Origin of the sequence: Streptomyces sp. DI166 (assembly GCF_900091315.1) — a bacterium.
GTDB classification, from domain to species: domain Bacteria; phylum Actinomycetota; class Actinomycetes; order Streptomycetales; family Streptomycetaceae; genus Streptomyces; species Streptomyces fuscus.
In genome coordinates, this window is the sequence record NZ_FLSP01000105.1 from 12,242 (window position 1) to 27,945 (window position 15,704).

At 70.4% G+C, this 15,704-nt stretch carries 14 protein-coding genes; 9 read left to right on the plus strand and 5 right to left on the minus strand.

Annotated features, from left to right (window positions below; genetic code table 11):
• Positions 1–248: 248 nt before the first annotated feature.
• From GA0115233_RS33880 to glgX, 3 genes are all read right to left on the minus strand, one after another.
• Positions 249–2,096: an ABC transporter ATP-binding protein gene (locus GA0115233_RS33880; protein ID WP_093724172.1), complete on the minus strand. Its 1,848-nt coding sequence runs from the start codon at positions 2,094–2,096 to the stop codon at positions 249–251.
• Entirely contained in the window at positions 2,093–3,874 is a 1,782-nt protein-coding gene (locus tag GA0115233_RS33885) for an ABC transporter ATP-binding protein (protein WP_093724173.1), read from the minus strand. The genes GA0115233_RS33880 and GA0115233_RS33885 overlap by 4 nt, the downstream gene beginning before the upstream one ends.
• 106 nt (positions 3,875–3,980) lie before the next feature.
• Positions 3,981–6,224, minus strand: coding sequence for a glycogen debranching protein GlgX (glgX, locus tag GA0115233_RS33890; protein ID WP_093724174.1), 2,244 nt, complete (start codon positions 6,222–6,224; stop codon positions 3,981–3,983).
• A gap of 174 nt (positions 6,225–6,398) precedes the next feature.
• Here glgX and GA0115233_RS33895 point away from each other — a divergent pair, with 174 nt between their 5' ends.
• The 7 genes from GA0115233_RS33895 (at position 6,399) to GA0115233_RS33925 (ending at position 13,358) form a co-directional block, all read left to right on the plus strand.
• The gene (locus GA0115233_RS33895; protein ID WP_093724175.1) at positions 6,399–7,640 is read left to right on the plus strand and encodes a L,D-transpeptidase; all 1,242 of its coding nucleotides are present in this window, start codon (positions 6,399–6,401) and stop codon (positions 7,638–7,640) included.
• Positions 7,641–7,903: 263 nt separating this feature from the next.
• The gene (locus GA0115233_RS33900) at positions 7,904–9,079 is read left to right on the plus strand and encodes a L,D-transpeptidase (protein ID WP_250752472.1); all 1,176 of its coding nucleotides are present in this window, start codon (positions 7,904–7,906) and stop codon (positions 9,077–9,079) included.
• A 60-nt stretch (positions 9,080–9,139) separates the two neighbouring features.
• Complete coding sequence (locus tag GA0115233_RS33905) at positions 9,140–9,907, plus strand: enoyl-CoA hydratase/isomerase family protein (protein ID WP_093724177.1); 768 nt, start codon at positions 9,140–9,142, stop codon at positions 9,905–9,907.
• A gap of 285 nt (positions 9,908–10,192) precedes the next feature.
• Complete coding sequence (locus GA0115233_RS33910; protein ID WP_093724178.1) at positions 10,193–10,696, plus strand: ATP-binding protein; 504 nt, start codon at positions 10,193–10,195, stop codon at positions 10,694–10,696.
• A 66-nt stretch (positions 10,697–10,762) separates the two neighbouring features.
• Positions 10,763–11,506, plus strand: coding sequence for a polysaccharide deacetylase family protein (locus GA0115233_RS33915; RefSeq protein WP_093724179.1), 744 nt, complete (start codon positions 10,763–10,765; stop codon positions 11,504–11,506).
• Positions 11,506–12,690: a YncE family protein gene (locus GA0115233_RS33920; protein ID WP_093724180.1), complete on the plus strand. Its 1,185-nt coding sequence runs from the start codon at positions 11,506–11,508 to the stop codon at positions 12,688–12,690. Before GA0115233_RS33915 ends, GA0115233_RS33920 begins: the two co-directional genes overlap by 1 nt.
• Before the next feature lie 74 nt (positions 12,691–12,764).
• Positions 12,765–13,358, plus strand: a complete 594-nt coding sequence (locus tag GA0115233_RS33925) for an ADP-ribosyltransferase (protein WP_093724185.1) — start codon at positions 12,765–12,767, stop codon at positions 13,356–13,358.
• 4 nt (positions 13,359–13,362) lie between these two features.
• Here GA0115233_RS33925 and GA0115233_RS33930 read toward each other — a convergent pair whose 3' ends face one another.
• The gene (locus GA0115233_RS33930; RefSeq protein ID WP_093724181.1) at positions 13,363–13,995 is read right to left on the minus strand and encodes a GNAT family N-acetyltransferase; all 633 of its coding nucleotides are present in this window, start codon (positions 13,993–13,995) and stop codon (positions 13,363–13,365) included.
• A 129-nt stretch (positions 13,996–14,124) separates the two neighbouring features.
• Between GA0115233_RS33930 and GA0115233_RS33935 the strand changes: the two genes are divergently transcribed.
• Positions 14,125–14,337, plus strand: coding sequence for an EF-hand domain-containing protein (locus GA0115233_RS33935; RefSeq protein ID WP_093724182.1), 213 nt, complete (start codon positions 14,125–14,127; stop codon positions 14,335–14,337).
• Between the two features lie 134 nt (positions 14,338–14,471).
• Positions 14,472–15,134: an NADPH-dependent F420 reductase gene (locus GA0115233_RS33940; protein WP_093724183.1), complete on the plus strand. Its 663-nt coding sequence runs from the start codon at positions 14,472–14,474 to the stop codon at positions 15,132–15,134.
• On the opposite strand, the gene GA0115233_RS33945 is transcribed toward GA0115233_RS33940, so the two are convergent.
• Positions 15,124–15,684 (minus strand): glycoside hydrolase family 25 protein, encoded by a 561-nt coding sequence (locus GA0115233_RS33945; protein ID WP_093724184.1) that lies wholly within the window; start codon positions 15,682–15,684, stop codon positions 15,124–15,126. The genes GA0115233_RS33940 and GA0115233_RS33945 overlap by 11 nt on opposite strands.
• Positions 15,685–15,704: the final 20 nt, after the last annotated feature.

The following is a 15,704-nucleotide window of genomic DNA, read 5'->3' on the forward strand; positions in this document are numbered from 1 at the left end:
CCGGTCACAGCGGTCTGGCTATGGGGTTGCTGTGAAGTGGCCGTGGGAAGAGTCGCAGGGGATCATTGGTTCTGTCAGGAGCGCGTCAGAAACTTGGCCGGATTTCGTTCGTTGTCCGGGAGTTCCTGTTCGGAATACGGACGCTTCCGGCCAAGTTGTCCCGGACCCGATCCGGCGTGTTTGTGCCGCGGGACGGCGGGGTGTCCGGCCGGGGGTTCCCCGGGCCGGAGCCCGAGGAACGGGGCGGGTCACGCCAGGCTGTCCCGCCAAGCCCGGTGCAGGTCCGCGAACCGCCCCGTGCCCGTGATGAGTTCGGCGGGTGTGCCGTCCTCCACGATCCGTCCGTGCTCCATGACCAGTACCCGGTCGGCGATCTCCACCGTCGACAGCCGGTGCGCGATCACCACCGCCGTACGGCCCTGGAGCACCGTCGCCATCGCCCGCTGGACCGCCCGCTCGCCGGGGATGTCCAGTGAGCTGGTCGCCTCGTCGAGGATCAGTACCGCCGGGTCCGCCAGCAACGCCCGTGCGAACGCCACGAGTTGGCGCTGGCCCGCCGAGATGCGCCCGCCCCGCTTTCGGACGTCGGTGTCGTAGCCCTCGGGCAGCGCGCTGATGAACTCGTGCGCCCCGATCGCCTTCGCGGCCCGCTCGATGTCCTCGCGGGTGGCGTCCGGCCGCCCGATGGCGATGTTCTCGGCGACGGTGCCGGAGAAGAGGAACGCCTCCTGGGTCACCATCACCACGCCGCGCCGAAGTTCGGCGATCGGCAGCTCGCGCAGGTCCACGCCGTCCAGCAGCACCCGGCCGTCGGTGGGGTCGTAGAACCGGGCCAGCAGCTTCGCCAGCGTCGACTTGCCCGCGCCGGTGGAGCCGACCACCGCGACCGTCTGCCCGGTCGGCAGGGTCAGGTCGAAGGTGGGCAGCACCTCACCGCCGGTGCGGTAGGCGAACCGCACCCCGTCGAAGACGACCTCGCGGCCGGGGTGCTCCGACCGCAGGACCGGCAGCTCCCTCGGACTGGCCGGTTCCGGCACCGACGGGGTCTGCGCCAGCAGCCCCGCGATCTTCTCCAACGAGGCCGCCGCCGACTGGTAGGAGTTGAGGAACATCGCGAGCCGGTCGATCGGGTCGTACAGCCGCCGCAGGTACAGCACCGCCGCCGCCAGCACACCGAGCGCCAGGGTGTCGCCCGCGACCCGGTGGGCACCCCACAGCACGATCAGCGCGACCGCCGTGTTGGCCACCGTCCGCGAACCCACCACATAGCGGGCCATCTCCAGCAGCGCGTCCCCGTTGGTGCGCTCGTGCCGCTTGTTCAGGACGGCGAAGTCGGCGTCGTTGACGGCCTCGCGGCGGAACGCGCGCACCGGCCGGATGCCGTTCATCGTCTCCACGAACTTCACGATCACCGCGGCGATCGCGGTGGACCGCAGCCGGTACACCCGTCCCGCCCGCCGCCGGTAGGCGCGCATGAGCAGGTACAGCGGCCCGAAGGAGGCCACCGCGACCGCGCCGAGGCCGAGGTCCAGCCACAGCAGCAGGACGCAGATGTAGACGGTGGACAGGATGAACATGACGAGTTCCTGAAGTCCCTCGTCCAGCAGCTCCCGCAGCGACTCCACGTCCGTGGTGGACCGCGAGATCAGGCGGCCGCTCGTGTAGCGCTCGTGGAAGTCGATGCTCAGCGCCTGCGCGTGCCGGAAGATCCGGCCGCGCAGATCCAGCAGCACATCCTGGTTCACCCGCGCCGCGGCGACGATGAACGCGTACTGCAGGGCGCCGGCGAGGGACGCGCACAGCAGATAGCCCACGGCCACCGCGATCAGCGGGCCGTGGTCGTCGGCCGCGAACGCGGGCACCGCCTCGTCGATGGCGTACGCCACCAGCAGCGGGCTCGCCTGCACCGCCGCCTGCTGGAGCAGGAGCAGCAGCGCGGTCAGTGCCACCCGTGCCTTGAGCGGGGTCAGCAGGGACCGCAGCAGGGCCCCCGTCGCGCCCGGCGGGGTGGGCAGCACGTCCCGGTCGAAGGGGTCGCCGTGCTCCTCGGGCCGCGGCGCCGCCTTGGCCGGTGCCGTGGTCGTGGGCGCCGTCATCGCTGGACCTCCTCGTCCGCTCCCGACATCAGATGGGCGTACTCGGCGTTCGTACGCAGCAGTTCGTGGTGGGTGCCGATTGCCGCGATCCGTCCGCCGGACAGCAGCGCGACGCGGTCGGCGAGCAGCACGGTGGACGGGCGGTGCGCCACGATCAGGGCCGTGGTCTCCGCCAGCACCTCGCGCAGCGCGGCCTCCACCGCCGCCTCGGTGTGCACGTCCAGCGCGGACAGCGGATCGTCCAGCACCAGGAACCGCGGCCTGCCCACCACGGCCCGGGCCAGCGCCAGCCGCTGCCGCTGCCCGCCGGAGAGGCTGAGCCCCTGCTCGCCGACCTGGGTGTCGGTGCCCTGCGGCAGGGCGTGCGCGAAGTCCGCCTGGGCGACGGCGAGCGCGCGGTCCAGCTCGGCCCGCCCAGCGCTGTCCGCGGCGCCCATGAGGACGTTCTCGCCGACGGAGGCCGAGAACAGCGTGGGCTCCTCGAACGCGACGGCCACCTTCGCGCGCAGCTCCTCGCGGGACATGGCCATGATGTCCTCGCCGTCGAGGGTGATCCGCCCCGAGGTCACCTCGTGCAGCCGGGGCACCAGCGCGGTGAGCGTGGTCTTCCCCGACCCGGTCGCGCCGACCAGGGCCAGCGACTCACCGGGCCGGATATGCAGGTCGATGCCGTGGAGGACGGGCGGGGAGTCCGGCGGGGCGTCGGGGTAGCGGAAGGTCACGCCGTGGAACCGCAGCCCGTCCGCCCCCTCCACCGGGGTGTCCGGCGCCGCGCGGTCCGCCGACTCCCGCTCCTCGTCCATCACCTCGAAGTACCGCTCCGTGGCGGTCGCCGCCTCCTGGCTGATCGCCAGCAGGAACCCGATCGACTCCACCGACCAGCGCAGCGCCAGCGCCGTGGACAGGAACGCCACCAGCGTGCCCGCCGACAGCTGCCCGTCCGCGACCTGCACACACCCCACCACCAGCGCAGCGCCGACGGCGATCTCGGGCAGTGTCACGATCACCGCCCAGATGACCGCCAGCAGCTGCGCCTTGCGCAGCTCGGTCCCGCGCAGCTTCCACGACAGCTCCCGGAAGGCCCGCGCCTGGCTGCGGTGGCGGCCGAAGCCCTTGATGATCCGGATGCCGAGGACGCTCTCCTCGACCACCGTGGTCAGATCGCCGACCTGGTCCTGGGCCCGCCGCGAGACCTCGGCGTACCGCTTCTCGAAGAGCACGCACATCACGATCACCGGCACGGCGGGCCCGAGGATCACCAGCCCCAGCGTCCAGTCCTGGATCAGCATGATGATCACGCCGACCACAATGGTCACGCCGTTGACCAGCAGGAACGTCAGCGGGAACGCCAGGAACATACGCACCAGCATCAGATCCGTGGTGGCCCGCGACAGCAACTGCCCCGACGCCCACCGGTCGTGGAAGGCGATCGGCAGCCGCTGCAGATGCCCGTAGAGCCCGGCCCGCATCTCCGCCTCGACGTGCGACAGCGGCCGGGCCACCAGCCACCGTCTGAGCCCGAACAGCACTGCCTCGCCGAGCCCCAGCAACAGCACGAACAGCGCCCCGAGCCACACCCCGGACCGGTCCCGGTCGGCGACCGGCCCGTCCACCATCCACTTCAGCACGAGCGGGATCACCAGCCCCGTGCAGGAGGCGAGTATCGCCACGAACGCGGCGGTGAACAGCCGTGCGCGGACGGGCCGGACGTACGGCCACAGCCGCAACAGACTCCGGACGGCGGAACGTTGCCTGGGGGTATCGGTTGCAGTGGACATCAGGAGCGAGCCTACGGATCGCCACTGACATCGCCCACCGAGTTTTTGCCCGCTTCCGACTCCTCCGATGGTCCTACGACCTGCGCGTTCGAGCGGTCGGACAGGCTCAGCGCACCACCCTCAGCAGCAGCACCGCCCGCTCCGGCACCGTCACCTCCGACCCCGCCCGGTGCACCACGCCCGGCGCCTCGTCCTGCTCCTCGCGGGAGGTGTCGACGACCACCTCGTACTCCTCCGCCCACGGCGGCGCCGGCAGGACGAACGGCACCGGGCGGTCCCCGGCGTGCAGGACGGCCAGGAAGCTGTCGTCGACGATCGGCGCCCCTCGCTCGTCCCGGCCCGGAATGTCCCGCCCGGACAGATACATACCAAGCGTGGCGGCGGGCGCGTACCAGTCCCGCTCGGTCATCTCGGTGCCCCGCGCGGTGAACCAGGCCAGGTCCCGCAGCCCGTCCGCCGAGTGGGCCCGCCCGGAGAAGAAGGCCCGGCGGCGCAGCACCGGATGCCGGTGGCGCAGCGCGATCAGCCGCGAGGTCAGCTCGAACAGCGCCTGCCAACCGGGTTCCTCCAGCAGCCGCCAGTCCAGCCAGCTGATCTCGTTGTCCTGGCAGTAGGCGTTGTTGTTGCCGCGCTGGGTGCGCCCCAGTTCGTCGCCCGCGACCAGCATCGGCACACCCGTTGACAGCAGCAGCGTCGTCAGCAGGTTCCGCAGCTGACGGCGCCTGAGCGCCCGTACCCCCTCGTCGTCCGTCTCGCCCTCGGCGCCGCAGTTCCAGGCCCGGTTGTCGTCCGTGCCGTCCCGGTTGCCCTCGCCGTTGGCCTCGTTGTGCTTGCGCTCGTAGGACACCAGGTCGCGCAGGGTGAAACCGTCGTGCGCGGTCACGAAGTTCACCGAGGCGTACGGGCGGCGCCCGCCCCAGGCGTACAGGTCGCTGGAGCCCGACAGCCGGTAGCCGAGGTCCCGTACGTCCGGCAGGGCGCCGCGCCAGAAGTCCCGCACGGCGTTGCGGTAGCGGTCGTTCCACTCCGTCCACAGGGGAGGGAAGGCGCCCACCTGGTAGCCGCCGGAGCCCACGTCCCAGGGCTCGGCGATCAGCTTGACCCGGCTCAGCAGCGGGTCCTGGGCGATCACCGCGAGGAACGGGGAGAGCATGTCGACGTCGTGCATGGAGCGGGCCAGCGCGGCGGCCAGGTCGAAGCGGAAGCCGTCGACGCCCATCTCGGTGACCCAGTAGCGCAGCGAGTCGGTGATCAGCCGCAGCACGTGCGGCTGCACCACGTGGAGGGTGTTGCCGCAGCCCGTGTAGTCGGCGTAGCGGCGGGCGTCGGACTGGAGGCGGTAGTAGCCCCGGTTGTCGATGCCCTTCAGCGACAGCGTGGGGCCCAGCTCGCCCGCCTCCGCGGTGTGGTTGTAGACCACGTCGAGGATGACCTCGATCCCGGCCTCGTGCAGGGCCCGCACCATCCGCTTGAACTCGCCGACCTGCTGGCCGCGGGTCCCGGAGGCGGCGTAGGCGGCGTGCGGGGCGAAGTAGCCGATGGAGTTGTAGCCCCAGTAGTTCTTCAGGCCCCGGCGCAGCAGGTGGTCCTCGTGCGCGAACTGGTGGACCGGCAGCAGCTCCACCGCCGTCACCCCCAGCTTCACCAGGTGCTCGATCGCCGCCGGGTGCGCGAGCCCGGCGTAAGTGCCGCGCAGTTCCTCGGGGATGCCGGGGTGCAGCTTGGTGAAGCCGCGCACATGGGTCTCGTAGATGACGGAGTCCGCCCACGGTGTCTTCGGCCGCCGGTCGTCCTGCCAGTCGTCGTCATCGTGCACGACGACGCCCTTGGGCACGAAAGGCGCCGAGTCCCGGTCGTCCCGTACGGTGTCCGCGACCTGCTGCTGCGGCCAGTCCCGGACATGGCCGTACACCTCCGGCGGCAGCCCGAAGTCGCCGTCCACCGCGCGGGCGTACGGGTCGAGCAGCAGCTTCGCCGGGTTCCAGCGGGCGCCGGTCCAGGGGTCCCAGCGGCCGTGCACCCGGTAGCCGTAGCGCTGGCCGGGCATCACCCCGGGTACGAAGCCGTGCCAGATCTCGTGGGTCAGCTCGGTCAGCCGGGTCCTCGTCTCCTTGCCGGACTCGTCGAACAGACACAGCTCGACCGCCTCGGCCCCGCCCGCCCACAGCGCGAAGTTGGTCCCGGCCACCCCGTCGGGGCCGACCCGGAAGCGGGCGCCCAGCGGGGTCGGCGCACCCGGCCACACGGGCATGCCCGGCGCCCGGCGCGGGGTGCCGTTGACGACCGGCCCCGGACCCTCGGCGGCGTGCTCCCGGGCCACCGCCTGACGCTCGGCTGCGCTGCTGGACACCTTCGGCCTCCCACGGCTCCTGGAACGACGTGGAAACGGGCATGCCGAGATGGCGGCCCCACTCTCCGGGCTCGTCGCCCGCGGCTCCCCGTCGCGTCGTCCTCCCCACTGTTCTGCCCAGCGCTTGGCTCGCACTCACGTTTCCCCGGAGCGGGGCCGGTCGTTGGGCACCTCGTGAGGCATGTACAAGGGCGCGCGCGACGCGCGGGGGCCGTGCTGGCCGCCGTACTGACATGGGCAGGACTGCTGGCCGGGGCCGCCGGCTGCACTACGGACGCCACCGGCGGGGTCGGCCTCGGCGGACTCGGCAAACGGGCACCCCAGGAGGTCATCAAGGTCACCCCCGACGACGGCAGCAAGGGCGTCGACCCCGAACAGCCCCTGCTGGTCCGGCTGACCGGCGGACGGCTTGAATCGGTGAAGGTCGTCAAGGAACAGGACGCCCAGGAGACCCCGGTTTCCGGGCAGATCTCCGCCGACGGACTGCGCTGGGAGCCCGACGAGCACGGGCTCGCCCTCGCCGCCCGCTACTCCGTCGACGTGGTGGCCCTGGACGGCCACGGCCGCCGCGCCGCCCGGCACACCACCTTCACCACCCGCGTCCCGGAAGAGCGCTTCATCGGCTACGTCACCCCCGAGAACCGCTCCACCGTCGGCACCGGCATGATCGTCTCCCTGGAGTTCAACCGCGAGATCGAGAACCGGGCGGCGGTGGAGCGCGCCGTCCACGTCACCGCCCGCCCGCCCGTCGAGATCCGCCCCCACTGGTTCGGCAAGGGACGTCTGGACTTCCGCCCGAAGGAGTACTGGAAGCCCGGCACCCAGGTCACCGTCTCCCTCAAGCTCCGCGACGTGGAGGGCGCGCCCGGGGTCTACGGCCTGCAGTACAAGACGTTCTCCTTCACCGTCGGCCGCCACCAGGTCTCCACCGTGGACGCGGCGAAGCACACCATGGACGTACGGCGCGACGGCGAACTGCTCGCCACCGTGCCGATCACCGCGGGCGCCCCGAAGACCACCACCTACAACGGCAGGATGGTCGTCACCGAGATGCTCGAAGTGACCCGGATGAACGGCGCCACCGTCGGCTTCACCGACGACGACGGCAAGGGCGAGTACGACATCCCCGACGTCCCGCACGCCATGCGGCTGACCCGGTCCGGCACCTTCCTGCACGGCAACTACTGGGCGGACGACGTCTTCGGCAGGGAGAACGTCAGCCACGGCTGCGTGGGACTGCGCGATGTGAAGGGCGGCGGCTCGGACACCCCGGCGGGCTGGTTCTTCGACCGCAGCCTGATCGGTGACGTGGTCGAGGTCGTCAACAGCAAGGACAAGAAGGTCGCGCCCGACAACGGCCTGGGCGGATGGAACATGAGCTGGAAGGCGTGGAAGGCCGGAAGTGCGGTGAAGTAACAGGACATGGGGGTCACTTGCCGCACAACCCTCGAAGTCCGCACCGAACTCGGTACGGAACGGTGACAATCGCGGGGCGCCGAGCCGGATGACCTTGTGGTTAATATGCGCCGAGCGCGGGATCCGACGCGCGGGGGCGGGGGCCCGACCGGGCCCGGCGAGGGGAGAGAAGGACCTTGAACGTGCGACCGATATCGGGGGCGTCGGTTGACGCGCGCGCGACCCACCACCGGAGCGGTCGCGCGCGGCGCAGGTGGACCGCGGTGCTGGCAGGCGGACTGCTGCTGGCCACCGCCGCCTGCGGCGGCGGCTCCGACTCGGGCTCCGACGACGGCAAGGGCAAGGGGGAGGCCGGCTCCGGGAAGGTCGACAACAAGCCGTCGCAGGCCGTGGTCTCCATAGCCCCGAAGGACGGTGCCAAGTCCGTCGACACCATGGACGCCCTCAAGGTCAGCGCCTCCGAGGGCAAGCTGTCCGAGGTGGTCGTCAAGGACGCCAAGGGCCGCGCGATACCCGGGAAGATCACCGACGGGGGCGCCCGCTGGACACCGTCCACCCACCTCGCCGCGTCCACCGAGTACACGGTGCGCGCGGTCGCCAAGGACTCCGAGGGCCGGGAGAAGGCCGAGGAGTCCAGCTTCACCACCCTCACCCCGCAGGCCACCTTCACCGGCACCTTCACCCCGGAGGACGGTTCCAAGGTCGGCGTGGGAATGCCGTTCTCCGTCCGCTTCGACCGGGGCATCACCGACCCGGACGCGGTGGAGAAGGCCATCAGCATCAAGACCGAACCGGCCGTCGAGGTCGAGGGCCACTGGTTCGGCAACGACCGCCTGGACTTCCGCCCCGAGGAGTACTGGAAGGAAGGCACCAAGGTCACCGTCGACCTCAACCTCGACGGCGTCGAGGGCCGTGACGGCGTCTACGGCGAGCAGAAGAAGACCGTCTCCTTCACCATCGGGCGCAACCAGGTCTCCGTCGTCGACGTGAAGACCAAGAAGATGAAGATCACCCAGGACGGCAAGGTCATCAAGACCATCCCGGTCACCACCGGCAAGCCCGGGTACGACACCTGGAACGGCCAGATGGTCATCACCGAGAAGTTCGTCCAGACCCGGATGAACGGCGACACGGTCGGCTACGACGGCGAGTACGACATCGACGACGTGCCCCACGCCATGCGCCTGACCCAGTCCGGCACCTTCATCCACGGCAACTACTGGGGCGGCGACGCCTTCGGCAACTACAACGCCAGCCACGGCTGCGTGGGCCTGCGCGACGTCAAGGGCGCCTGGGACAAGAAGGCCCCGGCCGCCTGGTTCTTCAACCACTCCATGATCGGCGACGTGGTCGTCGTCAAGAACTCCAACGACCAGACGGTCGCCCCGGACAACGGCCTCAACGGCTGGAACATGTCCTGGGAGGAGTGGAAGAAGTAACACCGGCGGGGTGAGGTCCTCCCTTCTGCGTCGGCGTTAGTCGGCGTTAACCTGCGGGGCATGACCGTGAATCTCGAAGTCGCCGAGGGTGTGGGCACGCTCCGGCTGGACCGCCCCCCGATGAACGCGCTGGACATCGCCACCCAGGACCGCCTGAAGGAACTCGCCGAGGAGGCCACCCGGCGCGACGACGTGCGCGCCGTGGTGATCTACGGCGGGGAGAAGGTGTTCGCGGCGGGCGCGGACATCAAGGAGATGCAGGCCATGGACCACACCGCCATGGTCCTGCGCGCCCGCGCCCTGCAGGAGTCCTTCACCGCCGTGGCCCGGATCCCCAAGCCGGTCGTCGCGGCGGTGACCGGGTACGCCCTCGGCGGCGGCTGCGAGCTGGCGCTGTGCGCGGACTTCCGGATCGCCGCGGAGAACGCCAAGCTCGGCCAGCCGGAGATCCTGCTCGGCCTGATCCCGGGCGCCGGCGGCACCCAGCGCCTGGCCCGGCTGATCGGCCCCTCCAAGGCCAAGGACCTCATCTTCACCGGCCGTATGGTCAAGGCGGACGAGGCGCTCACCCTCGGTCTGGTGGACCGTGTGGTCCCCGCCGAGGAGGTCTACACTGCCGCCCACGCGTGGGCGGCCAAGCTGGCGCAGGGCCCCGCGATCGCGCTGCGCGCGGCCAAGGAGGCCGTCGACACGGGTCTGGAGACGGACATCGAGACGGGCCTCGCGGTCGAACGCAACTGGTTCGCGGGCCTGTTCGCCACCCCCGACCGGGAGACGGGCATGCGCAGCTTCGTGGAAGAGGGCCCGGGGAAGGCCAAGTTCCTCTGAGAAATCCCTCTCAGATCGCGCGCAGAACTTGCAATTGACGCGGTGTCTGATCCGGGTCCCCCGATGGGACGGTTTATGGGAGCCTTAAGGGAGCCTTAAGCCTGTCTTGTCGAGGGGGCCCGTCGCTTGCCGTCAACAGAGCCTCCATCGCAGGTCAGAGGGGCTGCGGCGGACTCCGAAATGCCGCTGTCATATGCCGATGAGTACTCGCGGAATGATGGATTCCGGGGGGCGTATTCCGCAGAGACGGCCCCCAAGGCGCGCTCGGGCGGCCATGATGGGGGCATGGCGGGGCTGGAGGGCATCGAACAGCCGCGGGGACACAGCCGTGCGACCGCGGCGCGCTGGTCGCCGACGGTCGAGGACGAACACGCGCTCAAGGCGCTGGAGTTGTTCGGCAACCCGACGGAGGCCGAAGTTCCGCTCCCCTCCCGCCCCGAGTCCGCCGCCACCGCCCGCCGACTGGCCCAAGTGGTCGTCCTGCGCCAGTGGGGCCTGACCGCCAAGATGACGGAGGACGCGGTCTTACTCGTGTCCGAACTCGTGGGCAACGCCGTACGGCACACCGGCGCCCGGGTCTTCGGACTGCGTATGCGCCGCCGCCGCGGCTGGATCCGGATCGAGGTCCGCGACCCCTCCCGGGGTCTGCCGTGTCTGATGCCGGTGCAGGAAATGGACGTCAGCGGGCGGGGGTTGTTCCTCGTCGACAAGCTCGCCGACCGCTGGGGAGTCGATCTGCTCCCCCGGGGCAAGACCACCTGGTTCGAAATGCGCGTCGCCGACCGCTGAACCCGACCCCTCCGCCAAGGGGAGTAATCATCGGCAATCCGCCGTAACCCCCCTTAAATAGGGCATGTGACCCACACCGACCGCCGGACGGTGCTGCGCGCCGCCACCGCCCTGGTCGCCGCGACCGCCTGCACCCCCACCCGCCCCGCGGACCGCCCCACGACGCCCGCACCGCCATCCCCGCCCCCGTCACCGCACCGCGTCCCCGCGCAGCAGACCCACCTCACCCACGGCCCGCGCACCACCGGCCAAGTCGCCCTCACCTTCCACGGCAACGGCGACCCGCGCACCGCCGAGGCCATCCTGGACACCGCCGAGGAACACGGCGCCCACGTCACCGTGCTCGCCGTCGGCACCTGGCTCGACGCCAACCCCAAACTCGCCCGGCGCATCCTCGACGCCGGCCACGACCTCGGCAACCACACCCAGCACCACCTGGACATCAACGCCCTGCCGGAGGCCGAGGCGCGGGCCGAGATCACCGCCTGCGCGCGGCGCCTGAAGCGCCTGACCGGGTCCATCGGCACCTGGTTCCGTCCCTCGCGCACCGCCCGAGCCTCCCCGCTCGTCGCCCGCCTGGCCCGCGAGGCCGGCTATCCGCAGGTCCTCTCCTACGACGTGGACCCGCTCGACTTCACCGACCCCGGCCCCGCCGTCCTCACCCGGACCCTCACCGCCGACATCCGCCCCGGATCGATCGTGAGCCTGCACTTCGGCTACCCCGACACGGTCGCCGCCCTCCCCGCCGTACTCGACGACCTCCACCGCCGCGGACTGACCGCCGTCACCACCACGGAGCTGTTCACCTGATGCGCCACAACCTCGTGAAGGCCAGCCTGATCGCGGGCGCCGCCCTCGCCACCCTCGCCGCCTGCGGAACCGAGACTAAGGAGAGCGCGAAGGAGAAGGCCGACGCGACCAAGGCCGCGGCCGTCCCCGCGCCGCCGAAGAAGAAGCAGATCCAGGGCCTGCCCGGGATGCCCCCGGTGCTGGACCCCAAGGACGTCTACGCCGCCGACCGCCCCAACAAGCTCTCCCCGGTGGTCAAGGACTTCCCTAGCCGGGTCTACGTCCCCAACACCGAGTCCGACACCGTCTCCGTCATCGACCCCAACACATACAAGATCATCGAGACCATCCCGGTCGGCCGGCAGCCGCAACACGTGGTGCCGTCCTGGGACATGAAGACCCTGTGGGTCAACAACAACCGCGGCCACACGCTCACCCCGATCGACCCGAAGACCGGCAAGGCGGGCAAGGAGGTGGAGGTCCACGACCCCTACAACCTGTACTTCACGCCCAACGGCAAGTACGCCGTGGTGATGGCCTCCCTCGACCGCGAACTCGTCTTCCGCGACCCGCACACCATGAAGCGGATCAAGACCGAGCCGGTCACCTGCTACGGCGTCAACCACGCCGACTTCTCCCTGGACGGCCGGTACTTCATCGTCTCCTGCGAGTTCAGCGGTGAACTCCTCAAGGTCGACACCGAGAAGATGAAGGTCGTCGGGCAGCAGAAGCTCCCCTTCGACGGTGCCATGCCGCAGGACGTGAAGATCTCGCCGGACGGCAAGAAGTTCTACATCGCCGACATGATGGCCCACGGCATGTGGGTCCTGGACGGCGACAAGTTCGACGAGCCGGAACTGCTGCCCACCGGCAAGGGCTGCCACGGTCTCTACGTCAGCCGGGACTCGCGCGAGATGTACGTCTCCAACCGCGGCGAGGGCAGCGTCTCCGTCTTCGACTTCACCAAGAACAAGCTCACCAAGAAGTGGCACCTGCCCAACGGCGGCAGCCCCGACATGGGCGGCGTCTCCGCGGACGGCAAGGTGCTGTGGCTGTCCGGGCGTTACGACGCCGAGGTGTACGCCATCGACACCCGCACCGGCGAGCAGCTCGCCCGTATCCCGGTCGGCAGCGGCCCGCACGGCCTGGCGGTGTACCCGCAGCCCGGCCGCTACTCGCTCGGACACACGGGCATCTTCCGCTAGCCCGTTCCCCGGACACGCCGCCGTACGAGTGAAGATCCACAACGCGCCGCCGCGGAACCGGAATGGTGCTCTCCATGATCACAAAACCGCTGCGGCGGCGCGCCGCTGCCGTCGTCCTGTCCCTCGCCGCCGTCTTCACCACCACGGCCGCGACCTCCCCCGCACAGGCCCCCGTACCCGCCGACTGCGCCGTCCAGTACGACGACCCGGTCAAGGCCGCGGCCGACCGCCGCGTCGAGGTCGGACGGATCACCCCGCAGCCGGTCTGGCGCAAGACCTGCGGCACCCTCTACCGCGCCGACGGCCGCGGTCCGTCCGTCGTCTTCGAGGAGGGCTTCCTGCCCAAGGACGTGGTGAACGGCCAGTACGACGTGGAGAGCTACGTCCTGGTCAACCAGCCCTCCCCGTACGTCTCCACGACGTACGACCACGACCTGTACAAGAAGTGGTGGAAGTCCGGCTGGAACTACTACATCGACGCGCCCGGCGGCATCGACGTCAACAAGACCATCGGCGACACCCACAAGTGGGCCGACCAGGTCGAGGTGGCCTTCCCCGGCGGCATCCACCGGAAGTACATCATCGGCGTCTGCCCCGTGAACAAGACCACCAAGGTCGAGATCATGAGCGGCTGCCAGAGCAACCCGCACTACGAGGCCTGGCACTGACCCCCTACCGGACCGTGAACAGCGCCTCCGAGCCCACGGGCCGGTAACCGGCCGCCTGGAACGCCCGCAGACTGCGGGCGTTCCCCGCCGAGACCTGGGCCCACACCGGCTCCCCGGCGAGCTGCCGCGCGGCGGCGACCAGCTCCCGCCCCAGCCCCCGGTGCCGTACCTCCTCCGCCACCTCCACGGCGACCTCCAGCCGTCCGCCGATGCCACGCCCCAGCACCAGCAAGCCGCCCGGCGCCGCCCACACGCGCACGTCGTCACGCCGCCGGCGCGAGGACACGACGCGCGGATGCGCGGGATCGTCGATCTCGCTCAGCTCCAGGGACGGCCGCCCCGGCAACGGCTCCCCGACCAGCATCACGTCGATCGTGTCCGTCGTACGCCCGGTACGGGCCATGAACGCGGCCAGGAACCGCGGATGCATCGTGGCGGCCAGGTCATCGCAGTCCAGCGCCCGCAGGCTGTCATGGACCCACGCGGGATCCTCGTCCGTGAACACCACGGAGTGCGCGGTGAAGGCAAGCACGCCGGCGTCCCGGGCCGAGTGCTGCGGCACCACCGTGACCCCACCGTCGGCGGGCGGGAACACACCCCGCGCCGCCCGCCCGAGAATCTCCGCAAGGTTCCCCATCGTGCCCGCCACGCTACCGCGAACTCTCCTGGCCGCCGCGTTGCGTGCACCCCCGGCCGGATAACCTGACCTCCGGCAAGAAGCCGCGACAACGCATGACACGAAGTACGAAGAAAAAGGGGCGGATCGGTGGCGGACATCGACGAGGCACGCAAGCAGTTCGAGCGGATCGACACGGACGGTGACGGCTTCATCACCGCGGCCGAGTTCAAGACCGCCCTGGCCCAGGGGGGCGACTGGAACGTCACCGAGGCGGTGGCCGAGGTCATCATCAAGTCCCGCGACCTCGACGGCGACAAGCAGCTGAGCTTCGACGAGTTCTGGGCGTACCTGAACAAGTAGGCGCTGCGCGCGAAAGGGGCGCCCGTCCGGGAAGGAGGGGCGCCCCTTCGTCATGCCGGGAATAGGGGGTCGTCGGCATGGGTTGAGCCGGAGAAGAATGCACGTGCATCTATCTCCGGATCGGGAGTGACCTCATGAAGATCGGCATCATCGGCGCGGGCAACATCGGCGGCAACCTCACCCGACGGCTGACGGCCCTCGGCCACGAGGTCGCCGTGGCCAACTCGCGCGGCCCGCAGACGCTGACGGAACTGGCCGCGGAGACCGGGGCGACGCCGGTGCCGGTGGAGGAGGCGGCGAAGGACGCGGAGATCGTCGTGGTGACCATCCCGCTCAAGGCGGTACCGGACCTCCCCGCCCAGGTCCTGGACGGCGCCGCGCCCGGCGCGGCGGTGATCGACACCGGCAACTACTACCCGAAGCAGCGGGACGGGAAGATCCCCGGCATCGAGGACGAGGGCCTGACCGAAAGCCGCTGGACCGAACGCCAGTTGGGCCACCCGGTGATCAAGGCGTTCAACGGCACCTACGCCCAGGACATCCTCGACCGCCACCGCCCCGCGGGCGCCCCCGACCGCGTCGCCCTCCCCGTGGCGGGCGACGACGAGGCGGCCAAGGCGAAGGTCCGGGCCCTGATCGAGGAACTTGGCTTCGACACGGTCGACGCGGGCGGCATCGACGACTCCTGGCGCCAGCAGCCCGACACCCCGGTCTACGGCCTGCGCGGAGGGGTGGAGGAGGTCGCGAAGGCCCTGGCGGAGGCCTCCCCGGAACGCAAGCCGGAGTTCAGGGCGTGACCGTGGCCCACTCCCGCAGCTTGGCCTTGCTCGCGAAGTCCGCCACGTTCTTGTCCAAGGGATCGTCGGTGTACTGGTGGAACCGCCACTTGGCCTGAATGCGCGGCTTCCCGGCGCTCACGTAATCGGCGATCCAGAGCCCGTCACCGGCGTACGAGGTCTTGTCGACGGTGAGCCAGAAGTTGCGGTTGCAGTAGAGGATCACCCGGTTGTTCGGCCGCAGTTCCTTCACCTTGCGGAGGAAGCGGTCCTTCTCCGCGTTGCTCGCGTGGGTTCCGTCGCCGGTCGTCTCCCAGTCGACGGCGAGGATCTCGCCGGGCTTCTCGGGGGCGTGCCGGACGAAGTACTCGGCCTGGGCGGTGATGTTGCCCGGCCACAGGAAGTGGTAGAAGCCGACCACCAGACCGGCGTCACGGGCCCGCTTGGTCTGGGCGGTCAGCTTCGAGTTGACGTACGAACGGCCCTCCGTCGCCTTGATGAAGACGAAGGAGAGGCCGTCCGTGTCGTAGGCGGAGGACTGATAGGCGCTCACGTCAATGCCGCGCAGCATCGTGGGGGCTCCCTGAGGTG

Bases quoted from the DNA above. Each gene is read 5' to 3' on its own strand.
- GA0115233_RS33930 (WP_093724181.1), bottom strand. From the start codon at position 13,995: ATGGGGAACCTTGCGGAGATTCTCGGGCGGGCGGCGCGGGGTGTGTTC.
- GA0115233_RS33905 (WP_093724177.1), top strand. From the start codon at position 9,140: ATGACCGTGAATCTCGAAGTCGCCGAGGGTGTGGGCACGCTCCGGCTG.
- GA0115233_RS33920 (WP_093724180.1), top strand. From the start codon at position 11,506: ATGCGCCACAACCTCGTGAAGGCCAGCCTGATCGCGGGCGCCGCCCTC.
- GA0115233_RS33910 (WP_093724178.1), top strand. From the start codon at position 10,193: ATGGCGGGGCTGGAGGGCATCGAACAGCCGCGGGGACACAGCCGTGCG.
- GA0115233_RS33945 (WP_093724184.1), bottom strand. From the start codon at position 15,684: ATGCTGCGCGGCATTGACGTGAGCGCCTATCAGTCCTCCGCCTACGAC.
- GA0115233_RS33925 (WP_093724185.1), top strand. From the start codon at position 12,765: ATGATCACAAAACCGCTGCGGCGGCGCGCCGCTGCCGTCGTCCTGTCC.
- GA0115233_RS33880 (WP_093724172.1), bottom strand. From the start codon at position 2,096: ATGACGGCGCCCACGACCACGGCACCGGCCAAGGCGGCGCCGCGGCCC.
- GA0115233_RS33940 (WP_093724183.1), top strand. From the start codon at position 14,472: ATGAAGATCGGCATCATCGGCGCGGGCAACATCGGCGGCAACCTCACC.
- GA0115233_RS33885 (WP_093724173.1), bottom strand. From the start codon at position 3,874: ATGTCCACTGCAACCGATACCCCCAGGCAACGTTCCGCCGTCCGGAGT.